Genomic DNA, 18,247 nt, shown 5'->3' with positions numbered 1-18,247 from the left:
CAGAGAATGAGTCTAGTTGAGCTGAGACATGTATGTTTATTCTACCCAAAAGAAGCCTTTCTTTTGGGTTTATTTGTTATATCTTGATTTTCCCTCTCATGCCTTCTTCTCATTCTCCTTGCCATAAGGAGTGAGAGCAATGAATTTCCAATCAAACATTTCTGCATTTTTAGAGGACAGCATGTCCTACCGCACCATACCGATTGTGGAGACATTCACAGTTGACACACTGACACCTATCCAAATGATCGAGCTGCTGGACAGGAAGATCACTTACCTTCTAGAAAGCAAGGATGACACATCAAATTGGTCCAGATATTCGTTCATCGGCCTTCAGCCATTTCTCACGATCAAAGAACAGCAAAATGATTTTACTGCTCAAGATGAGAATGGCAGATCCCTTTACACTGGAAAAGAATTGAAAGAGGTTCTGGATTGGATGACTGCAGCATACAAAATCAAAACGCCAGAGCTTGCCATTCCCTTTGTCGGCGGAGCTGTCGGGTATTTAAGCTATGATATGATTCCGATGATTGAACCATCTGTTCCTCGCCACAGAAAGGAAACGGAATTTGAAAAGTGTATGCTGTTTGTTTGCAGCACATTAATTGCATATGATCATGAAACAAAAAACGTCCACTTTATTCAGTATGCCAGATTGAATGGACAAGAAACTGAAGCTGAAAAAATTGCTGTGTTCAATAAAAATCACCGAGAGCTCCAAGGCCTCATTGATAAGATGATGGATCAAAAAAACATCCAAGAACTGTTTCTTTCATCTGAGTCATATAAGACACCTAGTTTCGATACAGTATCTTCAAACTACGAAAAATCAGCGTTTATGGCCGATGTAGAAAAGATCAAAGAATATATAAAAGCAGGCGACATCTTTCAAGGTGTTCTGTCACAAAAATTTGAGATTCCGATAACAGTAGATTCCTTCGAATTGTACAGAGTGCTGCGAATCATCAATCCTTCGCCCTATATGTACTATATAAAACTCCCGGACAGAGAGATTGTCGGCAGCTCTCCGGAACGGTTAATCCACGTTCAAGACGGGCATTTGGAAATTCATCCGATTGCCGGGACAAGAAAAAGAGGCGCAGACAAAAAGGAAGATGAAAAACTCAAAATTGAGCTCATGAAAGATGAAAAAGAAAAAGCAGAGCATTATATGCTCGTTGATCTAGCTCGAAACGATATCGGCAGAGTGGCGGAGTATGGATCGGTTGCTGTGCCGGAGTTCACAAAGATTGTTTCATTTTCACATGTCATGCACATCATTTCAGTCGTCACAGGAAGGCTGAAAGAGGGCGTTCACCCTGTCGATGCGCTAATGTCGGCTTTTCCCGCGGGAACTTTAACCGGGGCCCCAAAAATCCGTGCCATGCAGCTTTTAAATGAACTGGAGCCGACACCGAGGGAGACATATGGCGGCTGCATCGCCTACATCGGATTTGACGGGAATATCGACTCCTGTATTACGATCCGCACCATGAGCGTAAAAAACGGTGTGGCATCGATACAGGCTGGAGCAGGTATTGTTGCTGATTCTGTGCCGGAAGCTGAATATGAGGAAAGCTGCAGCAAAGCGGGCGCACTGCTGAAAACAATTCATATTGCTGAAGACATGTTTCGTAGCAAGGGGGATGAAGCGGATGAACCAATTTCTGCAAACGTGCGTTGACGGAAAGACACTTACTGCGGTTGAAGCAGAAGCGCTTATGAATATGATGATGACAGCAGAGATGACTGCTTCTGAAATGGGTGGTATATTGTCAATCCTGGCTCATCGGGGCGAAACTGCAGAGGAGCTGGCGGGCTTTGTGAAGGCCATGCGGACACATGCCCTTACGGTAGACGGACTTCCTGATGTGGTTGACACATGTGGAACAGGCGGTGACGGCATCTCTACCTTTAACATTTCAACGGCATCGGCAATCGTTGCTTCAGCAGCAGGAGCTAAAATTGCTAAGCACGGCAATCGCTCCGTATCTTCTAAAAGTGGAAGCGCCGACGTTCTTGAAGAGCTTGGGATTCCAATCCAAACCACACCTGAAGAAGTCAGAGTCAGCATTGAAACAAATAACATGGGATTTCTCTTTGCACCGCTTTATCATTCGTCCATGAAACATGTAGCGGGCACAAGAAAAGAGCTCGGATTCAGAACGATTTTTAATCTGCTCGGACCGCTCAGCAATCCTTTGCAGGCGAAGCGTCAGGTGATTGGTGTCTATTCTGCTGAAAAAGCGGGATTGATGGCAAGCGCACTGGAAATGTTTCAGCCAAAGCATGTACTATTCGCAGCAAGCCGTGACGGTTTAGATGAGCTTTCGGTTACATCACTGACCGATGTGATTGAGATCAAGGATGGAGAGCGCCGGGAATATACAGTTTCACCCGAGGACTTCGGCTTCAAAAATGGCAGACTTGAAGATATACAGGTGCAGTCACCGACAGAAAGCGCTCATTTGATTCAGAATATTTTTGAAAATAAAAGCAACCGATCAGCTTTATATATTACAGCCTTTAATGCCGGCGCTGCGATATACACGGCGGGTATTGCCGAAACACTGAAGGAAGGAACGGAGCTTGCGTTAGAAACGATTACAAGCGGAGGTGCCGCAGCGCAGCTCGACAGACTGAAACAGAAAGAGGAAGAGATCTATGCTTGAAAACATAATCAATCAAAAAAAAGAAGAAGTCAAAACTCTTATCCTGCCAGAAGAGCAGCCCTTTGAAAAACGGTCTTTTAAAGAGGCGCTGGCTGACGCAAACCGTTTTATCGGATTGATTGCCGAAGTCAAAAAAGCGTCGCCGTCAAAAGGGCTCATTAAAGAAGATTTTGTTCCGGAGCGGATTGCGAAAGACTATGAAGCTGCGCAGGCAGACGCGCTTTCTGTTTTAACTGACTTTCCGTTTTTTCAAGGGGAAAACAGGTATTTATCAGACGTAAAGCGTGCTGTTACGATTCCTGTGCTGAGAAAAGATTTTATTATTGATTCTATTCAAGTGGAGGAATCAAAGAGAATCGGAGCAGATGCCATATTGTTAATCGGCGAGGTGCTTGATCCCGTACAGCTTCACGAGTTGTATCTCGAAGCAAAGGAAAAGGAAATGGACGTGTTAGTTGAGGTTCATGATCAAACGACGCTTGAACAAATAGTAAAGGTATTCACCCCTGATATTCTCGGTATTAATAATCGAAACTTAAAAACATTTGAAACTTCACTCGAACAGACGAAACAGATTGCATCCCTCGTTCCAAAAGAATGCTTGCTTGTCAGTGAAAGCGGCATTGGTACTTTAGAACATTTAACATTTGTTAAGGAACATGGAGCCCGAGCTGTTCTGATCGGTGAATCATTAATGAGACAACATTCACAGCAAAAAGCAATCCATGCTTTGTATGGGGAGTGAAGCAATGAAAAAACCGGCATTAAAGTATTGCGGTATACAGTCACTGCAGGATCTGCGGCTTGCAGCGGATTCACAGGCAGATTATCTGGGCTTTATTTTTGCTGACAGTAAACGAAAAGTAACCACTGCAGATGTGAAAAAGTGGCTGAGGCAAGTTCGCACCGGAAAACAGATTGTCGGCGTTTTTGTGAATGAAACGGTGGGAACGATTGCACGTATAGTGTACGAATTGCAACTAGACGTCATCCAGCTTCACGGTGATGAGACACCGAAGGATGCTGAAGCCCTTCGCCTGCTGACACATTGTGAAATATGGAAGGCGCTCCATCATAACAGCACAGCAATTCAGGATATGGATCGCTTTAACGATTGTGTAGACGGTTTTTTGATTGACTCATCTGTAAAAGGTGCAAGAGGCGGGACTGGAGTGGCTTTTGCTTGGGAGTGTGTGCCGGAATATCAGCAGAAAGCTGAACAAACGGGGAAACGGTGCTTTATCGCAGGCGGTGTGAATCCCGACACAATCGCAGACTTATTGAAATGGAAACCGGGCGGAGTCGATCTTGCCAGCGGAATAGAAAAGAACGGACAAAAAGATGTCAACCTGATTAGGCTCTTAGAAGAAAGGATGAAACAATATGTATCCATATCCAAATGAAATAGGCAGATACGGCGATTTTGGCGGGAAGTTTGTTCCCGAAACTCTCATGCAGCCGTTAGAAGAAATTGAAAAAGCATTTAAGGAAATAAAGGATGATCCCGCTTTTCGGGAAATATATCAGAAGCTGTTAGCGGAATATTCCGGCAGGCCGACCGCATTAACATATGCCGATCGGGTCACAGAGCATTTAGGCGGCGCTAAAATTTATTTGAAAAGAGAAGATTTAAACCATACAGGTTCTCATAAAATCAACAATGCTTTAGGCCAGGCATTGCTTGCACAAAAAATGGGCAAAACGAAAATCATTGCAGAAACAGGTGCCGGGCAGCACGGGGTAGCCGCCGCGACAGTTGCTGCAAAGTTTGGTTTTTCCTGCATTGTATTTATGGGTGAGGAGGATGTCGCCCGCCAGTCTCTGAACGTATTCCGAATGAAGCTTCTTGGAGCGGAGGTTGTGCCGGTTACAAGCGGAAACGGGACACTGAAGGATGCGACAAATGAGGCCATCCGCTATTGGGTTCAGCATTGTGAGGATCATTTTTACATGATCGGATCGGTTGTCGGGCCACACCCTTACCCGCAAATTGTCCGGGAATTTCAAAAAATGATCGGAGAGGAAGCGAAGGATCAGCTGCAAAATATTGAGGGAACGCTGCCTGATAAAGTCGTTGCCTGCGTAGGCGGCGGAAGTAATGCGATAGGCATGTTTCAGGCATTTTTAGACGAAGATGTTGAACTGATCGGTGCTGAAGCGGCAGGGAAAGGAATTGATACCCCCCTTCATGCCGCTACCATTACGAAAGGAACCATAGGCGTGATTCACGGTTCGCTCACTTACCTCATTCAAGACGGGTACGGTCAAATTATTGAGCCTTATTCAATTTCAGCAGGGCTTGACTATCCGGGAATTGGTCCGGAGCACGCCTATTTGCATAAAAGCGGCCGTGTCACATACGATAGCATAACTGATGAAGAAGCAGTAGATGCGTTAAAACTATTGTCAGAAAAAGAAGGAATCTTACCAGCGATCGAATCTGCTCATGCATTAGCGAAGGCATTCAAAATCGCAAAAGAGATGGACCGTGATCAAACTATCCTCGTCTGTTTATCAGGAAGAGGAGATAAGGATGTCAACACATTAATGAACGTATTGGAAGATGAGGTGAAAGCGGATGTTTAACATAGACCAGGACCAGTCGGAAAAGCTGTTTATCCCGTTTATTACAGCCGGTGATCCGTTGCCAGAGGTTTCAATCGAACTGGCTAAGTCTCTCCAAAAAGCGGGAGCCACGGCACTTGAGATTGGTGTAGCATACTCAGATCCGCTGGCAGACGGTCCGGTGATTCAGCGGGCTTCAAAACGGGCGCTTGATAATGGGATGAATATTGTAAAGGCGATTGAATTAGGCGGAAAAATGAAAAAAAATGGCGTCAATATTCCTATTATCCTCTTTACGTATTATAATCCTGTGTTACAATTGAACAAAGAATACTTTTTCGCTTTACTGCGGGAAAATCATATAGACGGCCTGCTTGTTCCGGATCTGCCTTTAGAAGAAAGCGCCAGCCTTCAAGCGGAATGCAAAACCCACGAGGTAACGTATATTTCTTTAGTTGCACCGACAAGCGAAAGCCGTTTGAAGACCATTATTGAACAAGCCGAGGGCTTCGTCTACTGTGTATCTTCGTTAGGTGTGACCGGTGTCCGAAATGAGTTCAATTCATCAGCTTATCCATTTATCCGGACAGTGAAGAATCTCAGCTCTGTGCCGGTTGCTGTAGGGTTTGGTATTTCCAGCCGCGAGCAGGTGGTCAAGATGAATGAAATCTGCGACGGTGTCGTAGTGGGAAGTGCGCTCGTCAAAAAGATAGAAGAATTAAAGGATCGGCTCATCAGCATTGAGACGAGAGATCGTGCAGTGCAGGAGTTTGAAGATTACGCGAAGATGTTTGGCGGTTTGTACAGTTTAAAATGAGGTGACTGGATTTGCGTATCAAAGAACATTTAAAACAACTGAAGCCTTATCAGCCGGGTAAACCAATTGAAGCAGTAAAAGCTGAATATGGTTTGGATAAAGTCGTGAAGCTTGCATCAAACGAAAATCCGTATGGCTGTTCGGAAGCTGCAAAAGAGGCGCTTCATCATGAAATTCAACAGCTTGCGTTATATCCCGATGGGTATAGCGCCGCTTTGCGGACAAGGCTTAGTGAGCACCTCAATGTCAGCGAAACATCACTTATTTTCGGCAATGGTTCAGATGAAATCATTCAAATTTTATGCCGGGCTTTTTTAAACGACAAAACAAACACGATTGCAGCAGCCCCGACTTTTCCGCAATATAAGCATAATGCGGTGATTGAAGGCGCTGAAGTTCGTGAAATTGCCCTTCGTGCTGACGGCTCTCATGATTTAGACGCGATGCTTGAAGCGATTGACGAACAGACTCAAGTTGTTTGGGTTTGCAGCCCGAACAACCCGACTGGCACTTATACAGCTGAAGGAGAATTGATTTCATTTCTGGAGCGTGTTCCTTCTCGTGTCCTCGTTGTTCTTGACGAAGCATATTATGAATATGTAACAGCTGAGGATTACCCGGAAAGCATCCCGCTTTTGAATACGTATCCCAATCTTATGATATTGCGCACGTTTTCAAAGGCTTACGGTCTGGCGGCGCTTAGAGTTGGATATGGCATTGCTGACGAAAAATTGATCCGCCAAATAGAGCCGGCCAGAGAGCCGTTTAACACCAGCCGTCTTGGGCAGGCAGCAGCGATTGCAGCGCTTGACGATCAAGAATTTATCGCCTCTTGCATCGAGAAAAATCAAGCAGGCCTTCAGCAGTATTATGATTTTGCGAAAACCCACGGATTAAAGTGCTATCCTTCACAGACAAACTTTGTTTTAATAGACTTTAACCGCCCGTCTGATGAGTTGTTTCAGGCATTGCTGCAAAAAGGTTATATAGTCCGATCAGGAAATGCATTAGGATTCCCGACTTCACTCCGGATTACGATCGGGACGAAAGAGCAAAACGATGAAATTCTTGCAACTTTAGCTGAAATTTTATAAGAGGTGATCAAGTATCACCTCTTTAGTCTATGAACAGGTGATGACGAATGAATCAAATCAAAGATACAATATTGCTCGCCGGTCTCGGATTGATAGGCGGTTCTATTGCGTTAGCCATCAAAAAAAAACATCCGGAAAAACGCATTATTGGGGTCGACATCTCAGATGAGCAGGTGGTGGCTGCTTTAAAATTAGGTGTGATAGATGAGAGTGCTGATTCGTTTATTGACGGCGCGAAAAAAGCTGCAACCGTTATTATCGCCACACCTGTTGCGCAAACGCTGCTTATGCTTGATGAACTGGCTCATTCAGGAATTAAGCATTCGCTTTTGATTACTGACGTAGGAAGCACAAAGCAAAAAGTGGTTCATTACGCCGATCAAGTGCTGCCTGCCGGCTACCAATTTGTCGGAGGGCATCCAATGGCAGGCTCGCATAAATCAGGAGTTGCTGCCGCAAAGGAATTTTTGTTTGAAAATGCGTTTTATATTTTAACCCCAGGCCATAAAACGGACAGACAAGCCGTTGATCAGTTAAAATATTTGCTGCAAGGGACGAATGCCCAATTTGTAGAAATGTCACCTGAAGAGCATGATGGCGTAACGAGCGTGATCAGCCATTTTCCGCATATTGTTGCAGCCAGTCTTGTGCATCAGACCCATCACTCGGAAGAGCTTTATCCGCTTGTGAAGCGGTTTGCAGCCGGCGGTTTTCGGGATATTACCCGGATTGCATCAAGCAGTCCTGCAATGTGGCGTGATATTCTTTTACATAATAAAGATAAGATTTTAGATCGTTTTGATGAGTGGACTCGTGAAATTGAAACGATCCGGGCATATGTTGAGCATGGGGATGCCGAAAAACTATTCAATTATTTTAAAACGGCAAAGGACTACCGTGACGGACTGCCTCTCCGGCAGAAGGGCGCTATACCGGCATTTTATGATTTATACGTAGACGTGCCGGATCATCCTGGTGTAATTTCAGAGATAACGGCTATACTTGCTGCGGAACGCATTAGTATAACGAATATCCGCATTATTGAAACGAGAGAAGATATTAACGGGATTTTAAGGATCAGTTTTCAATCCGATGATGACCGCAAACGGGCCGAACAGTGCATAGAAGCCCGGGCGGAATATGAAACTTTTTATGCTGATTGAGGTGGAAAACAATGAAAAGAGAAAAGGTGCAGGCGTTAAACGGAGAAATACATATACCCGGTGATAAATCCATTTCTCACCGCTCTGTTATGTTTGGTGCGCTTGCGAAAGGCACAACAACTGTTAAAAATTTTCTGCCGGGAGCGGACTGTCTGAGCACCATCGATTGCTTTAGGAAGATGGGTGTTCAAATTGAGCGTAACGGCAGTGATGTAGTCATTCACGGGAAAGGGATTGATTCCCTGCGTGAGCCAGAAAGCCTGTTAGACGTCGGTAATTCAGGAACAACGATTCGTCTGATGCTCGGGATCCTTGCGGGTCGTCCTTTTTACAGCGCGGTAGCTGGGGATGAAAGCATTGCGAAGCGTCCAATGAAACGTGTAACAGAGCCCCTGAAACAAATGGGCGCTAAAATTGACGGCAGAGCCGGCGGAGAATTCACACCGCTATCAGTAAGCGGCGGTACATTAAAAGGCATTGACTATGTATCACCTGTGGCAAGCGCGCAAATTAAATCGGCTGTTTTGCTTGCCGGGTTGCAGGCTGAGGGGACTACCACCGTCACCGAGCCTCATAAATCCAGAGACCATACTGAACGGATGCTGTCTGCTTTCGGAGTGAAACTGGCAGAGGACAAGACAAGTGTTTCCATAAAAGGCGGCCAGCAGCTTACGGCTGCAGATATTTTTGTTCCCGGAGATATTTCTTCAGCGGCGTTTTTCCTTGCAGCTGGCGCAATGATTCCAAACAGCAGAATTGTACTGAAAAACGTTGGGTTAAATCCGACTCGGACCGGTATCATCGACGTGCTTCAAAACATGGGGGCAAAGCTTGAAATTATACCGTCTGTTGAGGAAAGCGCAGAGCCCTATGGAGATTTGATCATTGAAACGTCATCTCTTAAAGCGGTTGAAATTGGCGGAGATATTATTCCGCGCTTGATTGATGAGATACCTATCATTGCGCTCCTAGCGACTCAGGCGCAAGGAACAACAGTTATTAAGGATGCCGCAGAGCTTAAAGTGAAAGAAACGAACCGTATCGACACGGTTGTTTCAGAGCTTCGAAAGCTCGGTGCTGAGATTGAACCGACCGAAGATGGAATGAAGGTATACGGCAAACAAACTCTGAAAGGCGGCGCGAAAGTATCCAGTCATGGAGATCATCGGATCGGCATGATGCTGGGTATAGCTTCCTGTTTAACAGAAGAGCCAATTGAGATCGGACAGACCGACGCCATACATGTGTCATATCCAAACTTCTTTGATCATTTAAATAAGCTTTCAAACAAATCCTGAAGTTTATGCTTCAGGATTTGTTGTGCGAGTTGTTTATCAGTCATAAACTGAAGGAAAAAAACATAGCCTGTCTTATAGAGGAATATAAAAATTCAAAAGAGGGAGGGGGCTTTACTTACAAGTCGGCAGGTCAAAGGCTGCTTTACTGTAATAGAGGGCTATCTTCCTTTTTTTATTTTGCTATCGCAGGATCTTTTGATAAACTAATAAGACTCAGAAATTCCTTAACGTACAGTGTAAGCATCTTATTTGCCGAGGGCTTTTCACCTGAATTATGATAGGATTAACCCCTGAACAAATAAGACTTTTATGTATGGTTGATGTTGTTAGGAAAAGAAAGGACCGGTCCGATTTGAATACATTAATTCAAGAAGCCATAAAATTAGTTGAAGCAGGAGAAACAGAAAAGGGACTCAACACCCTCTCGAAGGCCGAAAAACAGCTTCATGATGAAGATAAAGCCATCGCAGCACAGCTTTATTACGAGTGGGGAAATGTAGAGAAAGCGATCTCACTGATCAGTGATTTGCATGATCTATACCCGAATGAAACAGAACTGACGAATTTTTATGCTGAACTTTTAATAGATATTGACGAAGAAGAAAAAGCGCTGGCTGTGCTGGAAACGATCCCGGAATCAGACCCATCATATCCGGAAAGCCTGCTGCTCATGGCTGATCTTTATCAGATGCAGGGGCTGTTCGAAGTAAGTGAGCAAAAGCTTTTACAGGCAAAGTCTATTCTTGAAAATGAACCAATCATTGATTTTGCGTTAGGCGAGCTTTACTTTACGCAAGGAGCCTATGCAAAAGCTGTTCAATATTTTAAAAGAACGGCTGGGGAGCAGAGTGAGATCGGTGGCGTTAATGTCCACCAAAGGCTGGCAGAATCGCTAAGTGCATCAGGAGATTTTGAGGAGGCCATTCCGTGGTATGAGAAAGCTGTAGATGAGAATCCTGACCCTAATACAATTTTCGGCTATGGATTTACAGCCTCACAGGCCGGACTGATCAAAACGGCTATTAAACAGCTGTCCGATTTAAAAGAGCTTGATCCATCCTATTCATCACTTTATATGCCGCTTTCAAAAAGCTATGAGGCTGAAGGGATGTATGAAGAGGCATTAAATACGGCAAAAGAGGGTATCAGATATGATGAATACAACAAAGAGCTTTTCCTCTATGCCGCAAAGATGGCGTTAAAAATCGGGAAATCAGAAGACGGGAAACAACTTCTTCAGGAAGCGCTTGCTCTTGATCCTGGCTTCGTCGAAGCACTTCATACTCTCCTTGCTGTGTATCATAAGGAAGAGGATTATGAGCAAATTATTGATCTGATACAAGAGGTGCGCGGCTACGGGGAAGAAGATCCGAAATACAATTGGTATCTGGCCAGCGCTTACACCGAATTAGAGCAGTACGAAGAAGCAAAACAATCCTTTGAAGCTGCTTTTCTTCACTATCGTGAGGACAGAGATTTCTTATACGAATATGCAACCTTTTTATTAGAAGAAGGCCTTCAACAAGAAGCGCTGCCGCTATTGAAAAAGGTACTCGAAATAGACGGAGCAAATGAAGAGCTGGAAGAAATAATCTTGCGGATCGAGGATGAATTTTCGAGATAAGCAGGAATTTTAACCGCTTATGTGGAACATATAAGTATAGATTATACGATCGATAGAGGAGGGAATTACATGCAGACCCCTGTTTCTGTCAATGAGAAAAAGGATTTTATCCGTTGGTTTTTAAACCATTATCAGCTAAAACGCAGAGAGTGCGTATGGATCTTGAACTACTTAATGAGCCACGATTCTTTAATGGAAAAGGTTCATTTTGTGGAACAGGCAGAATTTTGCCCGAGAGGCATTATAATGTCAACACATTGTGTTGAAGAAGTTCCGTTTCGGTTTTATAAAGAGAATGTCATGACAACCGACGCGGAAAAATCTTTTCATGATATTAGATTAAATAAACAGCAGGATTTGTTTATCCAGCTTAATTTCCGTTCAGCCTACAGTTCTCCTGAGTATGCGGCGGTGCTGGAGTCCAACCCTCACATTCCGAAAGATCTGTTTGAAAACAAAAAAGATCAGGGGCTGGCTGAACAAATCCTGGAGCACGCCATTTCTACATTCCAAAGAGAAAAATTATTAAAAGACATTGACGATGCGCTTGATCGTCATGATAAAGTAGCATTTGAACAATTATCGCGCCAATTGAATCAGCTCACATAACATGACCAGCCTTGCAGCGTAATGCAAGGCTTGTTGTCGTAAAAAGGGGAGAACGTTGATGAGGTGGAAAATGCCTGATGCCAAGGACTACTTACAATCTAAAGATTACATTGATACCGCTGTCATACCATTAATTAACATAAAAATGGGGAGCCAAATAAAAATAGCGGCAGAGAGAGGCGAATTTACGCAGCTTCTTGCGGAAGAATTGGAAAGGCAGTTAAAAGGACGGGTATATTTATTGCCTGCTTATACATATGTTGATAGAAATGAAAATACTGTTCAAGGGCTGAAAGATTTACAGGAGGAGGTCAAGTCAGATTTTCAGCATGTTCTACTGCTGACAGCTGATGATCATTGGAGAAGCGAAGAGTCATTAGGGAAAATTATTGTTGCGCCTTCTGTACCGTTAGAGCACTTAAATGACTCCCTAAAAAGAAAAATATTAGATGAACGCACAGCTGAAATTTTGAACGTTTTGTTACAGTTATGGAGCGCTTCGTAAAAACACTTACATTTCCTCATAAACAATATTTTGGCTATATTGACCTTGCTGAGAGATTCATATATTATGAGGGTGTCTAGAGTTATGAAATATTTTCTATTTTAGTCAGTTTGCAGGGTTGACCTTGAGGGGGGAGAAGAGATGGGCGGAAGACATGATATATCGAGACGTCAATTTTTAAATTATACGCTAACAGGCGTAGGGGGGTTTATGGCGGCTAGTATGCTCATGCCTATGGTTCGCTTTGCACTCGACCCGGTATTAAAATCGACGGGAAAGCAGGACATGGTTCAGGTTGTCAGCGTAGATGAGCTGACGAAAGAGCCGCAGCGCTTTGATTTCAAAATTAATCAAGTCGATGCCTGGTATGAGTCGGAAGAATCGAGATCAGCTTGGGTTTTCAAAAATGGGGATGAGATTGTAGCACTTTCACCAATTTGCAAGCATTTGGGGTGTACGGTGAACTGGAACAGCGATCCTAAAAACCCGAATAAATTTTTCTGTCCTTGCCACTACGGACTCTATGAAAAAGACGGCACCAATGTCCCTGGCACGCCGCCGCTTGCGCCTCTTGATCATTACGAGCAAGAAGTTAAAGACGGCTTCCTGTATCTTGGAAAAGCAAAGCCTAAGGGGGAAGGGTGACATGCTGAACAAAATTTATGACTGGGTAGATGAACGGCTTGATATTACACCGATGTGGAGGGATATTGCCGATCACGAAGTGCCGGAACATGTGAATCCCGCCCATCATTTCTCTGCGTTTGTGTACTGCTTTGGGGGACTGACGTTTTTTGTAACCGTTATCCAAGTGTTGTCCGGGATGTTTTTAACGATGTATTATGTGCCTGATATTAAAAATGCTTGGGAATCGGTATATTATTTGCAAAATGAAGTCGCATTCGGCCAGATTGTCAGGGGGATGCACCATTGGGGCGCCAGCTTGGTCATTGTGATGATGTTTTTACATACGCTAAGGGTCTTTTTCCAAGGGGCGTATAAAAAGCCGCGGGAACTGAACTGGATAGTCGGTGTGTTAATCTTTTTTGTTATGCTCGGGCTTGGGTTTACAGGCTACTTGCTTCCTTGGGATATGAAGGCTCTGTTTGCCACAAAAGTTGGACTGCAGATCGCTGAAGCCACTCCTTTAATCGGGACGCAAGTCAAAACACTCCTGGCAGGGCATCCGGATATTGTAGGCGCCCAAACGCTGACTAGGTTTTTTGCGATCCATGTATTCTTTCTTCCTGCCGCATTGTTTGGATTGATGGCCGCACACTTTATTATGATCCGCAAGCAGGGAATTTCAGGACCGCTTTAAACTTGATCTGCGAATAAAAGGGAGGGGATGACATGCACCGGGGCAAAGGGATGAAATTTGTAGGAGACTCAAGGATACCGGCTGAGAAAAAGCCGAATATACCGAAGGATTACTCAGAGTATCCCGGTAAAACAGAAGCCTTCTGGCCAAATTTCTTATTAAAGGAATGGATGGTCGGAGCTGTCTTTCTGATCGGTTTTCTTGTTTTGACGATTGTACACCAGCCGCCTTTGGAGAGGATGGCGGACCCGACTGATACAGGTTATATTCCGCTGCCGGACTGGTATTTTCTTTTCTTATATCAGCTTTTGAAATATGAATACGCCGCAGGGAGCTTTACGGTGGTCGGCGCTATGATTATGCCGGGGATCGCCTTTGGTGCTCTGCTTTTGGCGCCATTTCTCGACAGGGGAACGGAAAGAAGGCCTTGGAAGCGTCCTGTGGCTGTGGGGATGATGCTCTTAGCTATTTCCGCGGCTGTATTTTTGACTTGGCAGTCTGTAGCCACTCACGATTGGGCAAAGGCGGAGGAGCAGGGGAAAATCACAAAAGAAGCGGATATCGATACCAGTGCCGAGGGATATAAAATTTTTCAGGAGCAGGGCTGTATTTCATGTCACGGGGATAATCTTCAAGGCGGAGCGGCTGGGCCTTCATTGGTAGACACCGGACTGAAGCCGGAAGAAATCAAAAAGATCGCCGTTGAAGGAAAAGGCCAAATGCCGGCAGGTGTGTTCAAAGGAAATGATAAGCAGCTTGAAGAACTTGCGAAATTTATTTCCGAAACAACCGCAAAATAACGTATTGTGAATTGCGAAATGGAAGGATATACTTTTATTATCAAAAGCTGACCAGGCGTCAGCTTTTTTATATGGACATATTATTTTTACAGACTGAGAGTTGATTTGATGTGAAATGGTTTCAATATGTATTAGGACAGCGAACGATGCTTATTCTTGTCTTAGCCATCAATTTTCTGGGGACGGTTTACGGCTACTATTGGTACTTGCCTCAGCTTTTGGAGACGCCGGCCCGTTTCCTCGTCTTTGTTCCGGACAGTCCGACAGCAACGTTTTTCTTCTTGTTTGTGCTGCTGGCCTTTCTCATGAAGCGGAATGCTCCGCTTTTTGAAGCGCTTGCGTTAGTCACGCTCGTGAAATATGGCTTGTGGGCGGTCGTCATGAATATTCTCGTGCTGGCTGTCACGGGGGATTTGCCATGGGAAGGCTATATGCTGATTGCCTCGCATTTTGCAATGGCTGTCCAAGGAGTGCTGTACAGCCCGTATTTTCGGTTTTCATTATGGCATCTTGTTATAGCTGCGGTCTGGATGCTTCATAATGATGTCATTGATTACCTGTTTGGGATGATGCCTCAATACTCCATGCTTTCTGAATATATGACTGACATAGGATATGGAACGTTTTGGCTGAGTATCTTTTCAATCGGGCTTGCCTTCTATCTTGTCATATCGAAAAAGCAAACAAAGCTTCAACTGACGTAAAGACAATCTTGGTCTATCCTTGTCCTTTCCTTCATATTCTGTAAGGAGAGAGAGTGGGAGGGACCTGCATGAAACGAAAGCTGACGATCTGTTTGTTGATAGCTCTTATTTTTTATAATGGGAATGCCAAGGCTGAAGAGCGGGGAAGCCTCAAGGAATTGAATGATTTATCCGATACGGTTTTTCAAATGACCCGCCAATTGAAATATGAAGAGGCGCTACAAGTCTTATCGTATTTTGAAAAAACATTAAAATCCGCTGAAAAGCAGAAGCAAGACAGCATGTTAACCGGAGCCCAAATTCGCCAAATTACTTTGGGCTATAACGATATGGTACGGAGTTTGAAACAGGCTGATGCATCAGACACACAAAAGCTCAGAGCAGCCGCACAGTTCAGAATGCTGATGGATGCTGTTGACAATCAGTCTGATCCCCTTTGGGGGTCACTGGAGAAGCCGATTATGGAGGTCTTTGCCGCACTTAAGCAGGATGTCCAAAAAAATGAAAGTACGAGCTTTCATGAAAAGTGGAATGAATTTATCAGCTTGTATGATTTGATTTATCCAAGTCTTACAATCGATATATCAGAAGATCAGCTTGATACAGTCGGAAAACATATTGCAGTGATCGAGCAAGAGGGATTTCAGCAAATGACCGAGAGTACGAAGCTTGAACGGCTATCCCTACTCCAGAACGACCTGAAGAGTGTATTTGACAGGGTGGAAGAGGATGATGCAGATCCGTCTTTGTTATGGGTGATGATCACTACAGGAGGTATCATCATTACTGCACTTACTTATGTCGGTTACAGAAAATACAGAGCGGAAAAAAAGAAACTGAAAAAACGGGATTACCCAAAATGAGTAAGAGGGGCGGCGGCAGCCGCCTTTTGTCATCCAAAAAACATTAGCGCGGGAGCGGATTTTTATTTTCATCAAGTGTAAATCCTTCTCCAAGCACATCGTGTACATCGCTGACCGCGACAAAGGCATGAGGATCAATGGAGTTAATCACACTTTTTAGCATGACCAGTTCGTTTTTCGGCACTACACAATACAGTACGTCTAGATCCTCTTTCGTGTAGGATCCCTGTCCTTTCAAAATGGTAACGCCCCGTTCCATTTCCTCAAGAATCTTCTTCTGAATCTGATCGTTTTTCGCAGAGATGATTGTTGCACCTTTAGCTGCATACCCGCCTTCCTGAGTAAAATCAATCAGTCGTGCCGCCACAAATACGGCAACCAATGTGTACATGGCTTCTTTGTAAGAGAGGTAGGTAAGCAATGATAAAATGATCACGCAAGCATCAAAAGCAAACATCGTTCTGCCCATTGGTATCCCAAAATACTTATTGATCAAACGGGCAATGATATCAACCCCGCCCGTCGTCCCGCCGTACTTAAAAATAATGCCTAAGCCGGCTCCAATGAATACGCCGGCAAATAAAGCGGCAAGCGCAAGATCATGCTGAAGGGGCATATGTATTTCATATCGCTGAAAAATGCTGAGGAATAAAGACAGTGCTACAGTACCGACTAGTGTGTATACAAACATCGTCCTGCCCAGCAAACGCCAGCCGATAAAAAAGATCGGGATATTCAAAACCAGGTTTGAAATAGAAGGACTAATATGGAAAAGGGCATAAAGCAATAGTGTAATTCCCGTGAATCCACCCTCTGCCAGATTGTTTTGCATATTAAAATGAACCAGGCCAAATGAAAAAATTGCTGCACCGATTAAAATAAAAATTATGTTTTTTAATCTAATTTCTCCAAGCATCACACAAAACCCCTTTTCCTTCCATTAGATAGCGTTTATATTATAGTGGATGCAAAAGAAAACAGCAAACGTGCTTAAACATTTGTCAAACGTATCCGAATTAGCTAACATGTAAGAGGATGATAGGAGGTTTCGTGCAGTGAGTGATAAAACAATGAAAGATATACAGGCTGAGGTGGACCGCTATATCGGCCAATTTAAAGAAGGGTATTTCAGCCCGCTTGCCATGATGGCAAGATTAACCGAAGAACTGGGCGAGCTAGCAAGAGAAGTCAATCATCGTTATGGAGAAAAACCAAAAAAAGCGACTGAAGATGATAAAAGCATGGAAGAGGAAATGGGCGATGTGCTGTTTGTATTGGTTTGTTTAGCCAATTCTCTTGATATTTCATTGGAGGAAGCCCACGACCGAGTCATGCATAAATTTAATACTAGAGATAAAGACCGCTGGACAAGAAAAGAAGAAGGAAAGTAGAGGAGATCAAGATGTCAAACGAAACAATTAAAGTAGTCATTGCAGGACCGCGGGGAAGAATGGGGCAAGAAGCTGTTAAATTGGCTGAAAAAACACCTCATTTTGACCTGGTCGGAGCAGTAGACCATACATACGATCAGCGCAAATTATCTGATGTGATGGCTGTGGAGTCTGATGCTCTTATTTACACAGATATCCATGCCTGCTTTACAGAAACAACACCAGATGTATTAATTGATTTAACAACACCCGAAATCGGCAAAGTACATACAAAAGTTGCATTAGAACACGGTGTCCGTCCTGTAGTGGGCACTACCGGTTTCTCTGAAGCTGATTTGAAAGAACTTACAACTCTGACAGAAGAAAAAGGGATCGGGGCTATCATCGCTCCAAACTTTGCATTGGGTGCGGTACTCATGATGAAATTCTCAAAAATGGCTGCCAACTACTTCGATGATGTTGAGATTATTGAGCTGCACCATGATCAGAAGCTTGACGCGCCAAGCGGAACGGCTCTCAAAACAGCGGAAATGATTTCTGAAGTTCGAAAAGAAAAACAGCAAGGGCATCCAGATGAAAAAGAAATCCTCCCAGGAGCAAGAGGTGCGGAACTAAACGGAATCCGTCTGCACAGTGTTCGTCTTCCAGGGTTGATCGCCCATCAGGAAGTGATGTTCGGCATGGACGGCCAAACGCTGCAGATCCGTCACGATTCTTATAACCGTGCTTCCTTCATGTCCGGTGTAAAACTGTCTGTAGAACAAGTCATGAAGATTGATCAGCTTGTGTACGGATTGGAAAATATCATTGATTAGACA

The 18,247-nt window shown here is 44.1% G+C and carries 20 protein-coding genes; 19 read left to right on the top strand and 1 reads right to left on the bottom strand.

Features of this window, described 5'->3' with window-relative positions; all coding sequences use genetic code 11:
- The first annotated feature begins 139 nt into the window (after positions 1-139).
- The 17 genes from trpE to ypjB all read left to right on the top strand — a co-directional run bounded on the left by trpE (position 140) and on the right by ypjB (position 16,038).
- Complete coding sequence (trpE, locus tag NST56_RS12670) at positions 140-1,687, top strand: anthranilate synthase component I (RefSeq protein WP_339176966.1); 1,548 nt, start codon at positions 140-142, stop codon at positions 1,685-1,687.
- Positions 1,659-2,675, top strand: a complete 1,017-nt coding sequence (gene trpD, locus NST56_RS12665) for an anthranilate phosphoribosyltransferase (protein WP_339176964.1) — start codon at positions 1,659-1,661, stop codon at positions 2,673-2,675. The genes trpE and trpD overlap by 29 nt, the downstream gene beginning before the upstream one ends.
- Positions 2,668-3,420, top strand: a complete 753-nt coding sequence (gene trpC / locus NST56_RS12660) for an indole-3-glycerol phosphate synthase TrpC (protein ID WP_339176962.1) — start codon at positions 2,668-2,670, stop codon at positions 3,418-3,420. The genes trpD and trpC overlap by 8 nt, the downstream gene beginning before the upstream one ends.
- Positions 3,421-3,424: 4 nt before the next feature.
- Positions 3,425-4,078, top strand: a complete 654-nt coding sequence (locus tag NST56_RS12655) for a phosphoribosylanthranilate isomerase (protein ID WP_339176960.1) — start codon at positions 3,425-3,427, stop codon at positions 4,076-4,078.
- Positions 4,059-5,261 carry a tryptophan synthase subunit beta gene (trpB, locus tag NST56_RS12650; RefSeq protein WP_339176959.1) on the top strand — a complete coding sequence of 401 codons (1,203 nt, stop codon included), beginning with the start codon at positions 4,059-4,061 and terminating at the stop codon, positions 5,259-5,261. Before NST56_RS12655 ends, trpB begins: the two co-directional genes overlap by 20 nt.
- Positions 5,254-6,057: a tryptophan synthase subunit alpha gene (trpA, locus tag NST56_RS12645; RefSeq protein ID WP_339176957.1), complete on the top strand. Its 804-nt coding sequence runs from the start codon at positions 5,254-5,256 to the stop codon at positions 6,055-6,057. Before trpB ends, trpA begins: the two co-directional genes overlap by 8 nt.
- Before the next feature lie 11 nt (positions 6,058-6,068).
- Positions 6,069-7,151, top strand: coding sequence for a histidinol-phosphate transaminase (hisC, locus tag NST56_RS12640; protein WP_339176955.1), 1,083 nt, complete (start codon positions 6,069-6,071; stop codon positions 7,149-7,151).
- 47 nt (positions 7,152-7,198) lie between these two features.
- Entirely contained in the window at positions 7,199-8,314 is a 1,116-nt protein-coding gene (locus NST56_RS12635) for a prephenate dehydrogenase (RefSeq protein ID WP_029441341.1), read from the top strand.
- 11 nt (positions 8,315-8,325) lie between these two features.
- Complete coding sequence (gene aroA / locus NST56_RS12630) at positions 8,326-9,612, top strand: 3-phosphoshikimate 1-carboxyvinyltransferase (protein WP_339176953.1); 1,287 nt, start codon at positions 8,326-8,328, stop codon at positions 9,610-9,612.
- A 352-nt stretch (positions 9,613-9,964) separates the two neighbouring features.
- A complete protein-coding gene (locus NST56_RS12625) occupies positions 9,965-11,236 on the top strand; it encodes a tetratricopeptide repeat protein (protein WP_229147078.1) in 1,272 nt (423 codons plus the stop codon).
- A 69-nt stretch (positions 11,237-11,305) separates the two neighbouring features.
- Entirely contained in the window at positions 11,306-11,845 is a 540-nt protein-coding gene (locus NST56_RS12620; protein ID WP_229147080.1) for a ReoY family proteolytic degradation factor, read from the top strand.
- A 58-nt stretch (positions 11,846-11,903) separates the two neighbouring features.
- Positions 11,904-12,350, top strand: a complete 447-nt coding sequence (locus tag NST56_RS12615; RefSeq protein ID WP_229147084.1) for a YpiF family protein — start codon at positions 11,904-11,906, stop codon at positions 12,348-12,350.
- A gap of 141 nt (positions 12,351-12,491) precedes the next feature.
- Entirely contained in the window at positions 12,492-12,995 is a 504-nt protein-coding gene (locus NST56_RS12610; protein ID WP_010334725.1) for a ubiquinol-cytochrome c reductase iron-sulfur subunit, read from the top strand.
- A gap of 1 nt (position 12,996) precedes the next feature.
- Positions 12,997-13,671, top strand: a complete 675-nt coding sequence (gene qcrB, locus NST56_RS12605; RefSeq protein ID WP_003225560.1) for a menaquinol-cytochrome c reductase cytochrome b subunit — start codon at positions 12,997-12,999, stop codon at positions 13,669-13,671.
- Positions 13,672-13,703: 32 nt separating this feature from the next.
- On the top strand, positions 13,704-14,471 hold the full coding sequence (locus NST56_RS12600) for a menaquinol-cytochrome c reductase cytochrome b/c subunit (RefSeq protein ID WP_010334724.1): 768 nt from the start codon (positions 13,704-13,706) through the stop codon (positions 14,469-14,471).
- Positions 14,472-14,581: 110 nt separating this feature from the next.
- On the top strand, positions 14,582-15,175 hold the full coding sequence (locus tag NST56_RS12595; RefSeq protein ID WP_339176949.1) for a DUF1405 domain-containing protein: 594 nt from the start codon (positions 14,582-14,584) through the stop codon (positions 15,173-15,175).
- Between the two features lie 68 nt (positions 15,176-15,243).
- Positions 15,244-16,038, top strand: coding sequence for a sporulation protein YpjB (gene ypjB, locus NST56_RS12590; RefSeq protein WP_339176947.1), 795 nt, complete (start codon positions 15,244-15,246; stop codon positions 16,036-16,038).
- Between the two features lie 43 nt (positions 16,039-16,081).
- On the opposite strand, the gene NST56_RS12585 is transcribed toward ypjB, so the two are convergent.
- Positions 16,082-16,954, bottom strand: a complete 873-nt coding sequence (locus NST56_RS12585; protein ID WP_010334721.1) for a YitT family protein — start codon at positions 16,952-16,954, stop codon at positions 16,082-16,084.
- 139 nt (positions 16,955-17,093) lie between these two features.
- On the opposite strand from NST56_RS12585, the gene NST56_RS12580 reads away from it, so the two are divergent.
- Both NST56_RS12580 and dapB read left to right on the top strand, forming a co-directional pair.
- Positions 17,094-17,429, top strand: coding sequence for a nucleotide pyrophosphohydrolase (locus NST56_RS12580; protein ID WP_004398044.1), 336 nt, complete (start codon positions 17,094-17,096; stop codon positions 17,427-17,429).
- An 11-nt stretch (positions 17,430-17,440) separates the two neighbouring features.
- Positions 17,441-18,244 (top strand): 4-hydroxy-tetrahydrodipicolinate reductase, encoded by an 804-nt coding sequence (gene dapB / locus NST56_RS12575; RefSeq protein ID WP_168748117.1) that lies wholly within the window; start codon positions 17,441-17,443, stop codon positions 18,242-18,244.
- Positions 18,245-18,247 lie beyond the last annotated feature (3 nt).

This window comes from Bacillus sp. FSL R5-0560 (genome assembly GCF_037966305.1).
GTDB classification, from domain to species: Bacteria; Bacillota; Bacilli; order Bacillales; family Bacillaceae; genus Bacillus; species Bacillus mojavensis.
This window is presented reverse-complemented; position numbering and strand designations above follow the sequence as displayed.

Excerpts from the sequence above, each read along its gene's own strand:
- trpE (WP_339176966.1), top strand. The coding sequence starts at position 140 with ATGAATTTCCAATCAAACATTTCTGCATTTTTAGAGGACAGCATGTCC.
- trpD (WP_339176964.1), top strand. The coding sequence starts at position 1,659 with ATGAACCAATTTCTGCAAACGTGCGTTGACGGAAAGACACTTACTGCG.
- trpC (WP_339176962.1), top strand. The coding sequence starts at position 2,668 with ATGCTTGAAAACATAATCAATCAAAAAAAAGAAGAAGTCAAAACTCTT.
- NST56_RS12655 (WP_339176960.1), top strand. The coding sequence starts at position 3,425 with ATGAAAAAACCGGCATTAAAGTATTGCGGTATACAGTCACTGCAGGAT.
- trpB (WP_339176959.1), top strand. The coding sequence starts at position 4,059 with ATGTATCCATATCCAAATGAAATAGGCAGATACGGCGATTTTGGCGGG.
- trpA (WP_339176957.1), top strand. The coding sequence starts at position 5,254 with ATGTTTAACATAGACCAGGACCAGTCGGAAAAGCTGTTTATCCCGTTT.
- NST56_RS12635 (WP_029441341.1), top strand. The coding sequence starts at position 7,199 with ATGAATCAAATCAAAGATACAATATTGCTCGCCGGTCTCGGATTGATA.
- aroA (WP_339176953.1), top strand. The coding sequence starts at position 8,326 with ATGAAAAGAGAAAAGGTGCAGGCGTTAAACGGAGAAATACATATACCC.
- NST56_RS12620 (WP_229147080.1), top strand. The coding sequence starts at position 11,306 with ATGCAGACCCCTGTTTCTGTCAATGAGAAAAAGGATTTTATCCGTTGG.
- NST56_RS12615 (WP_229147084.1), top strand. The coding sequence starts at position 11,904 with ATGAGGTGGAAAATGCCTGATGCCAAGGACTACTTACAATCTAAAGAT.
- NST56_RS12610 (WP_010334725.1), top strand. The coding sequence starts at position 12,492 with ATGGGCGGAAGACATGATATATCGAGACGTCAATTTTTAAATTATACG.
- qcrB (WP_003225560.1), top strand. The coding sequence starts at position 12,997 with ATGCTGAACAAAATTTATGACTGGGTAGATGAACGGCTTGATATTACA.
- NST56_RS12600 (WP_010334724.1), top strand. The coding sequence starts at position 13,704 with ATGCACCGGGGCAAAGGGATGAAATTTGTAGGAGACTCAAGGATACCG.
- ypjB (WP_339176947.1), top strand. The coding sequence starts at position 15,244 with ATGAAACGAAAGCTGACGATCTGTTTGTTGATAGCTCTTATTTTTTAT.
- NST56_RS12585 (WP_010334721.1), bottom strand. The coding sequence starts at position 16,954 with ATGCTTGGAGAAATTAGATTAAAAAACATAATTTTTATTTTAATCGGT.
- dapB (WP_168748117.1), top strand. The coding sequence starts at position 17,441 with ATGTCAAACGAAACAATTAAAGTAGTCATTGCAGGACCGCGGGGAAGA.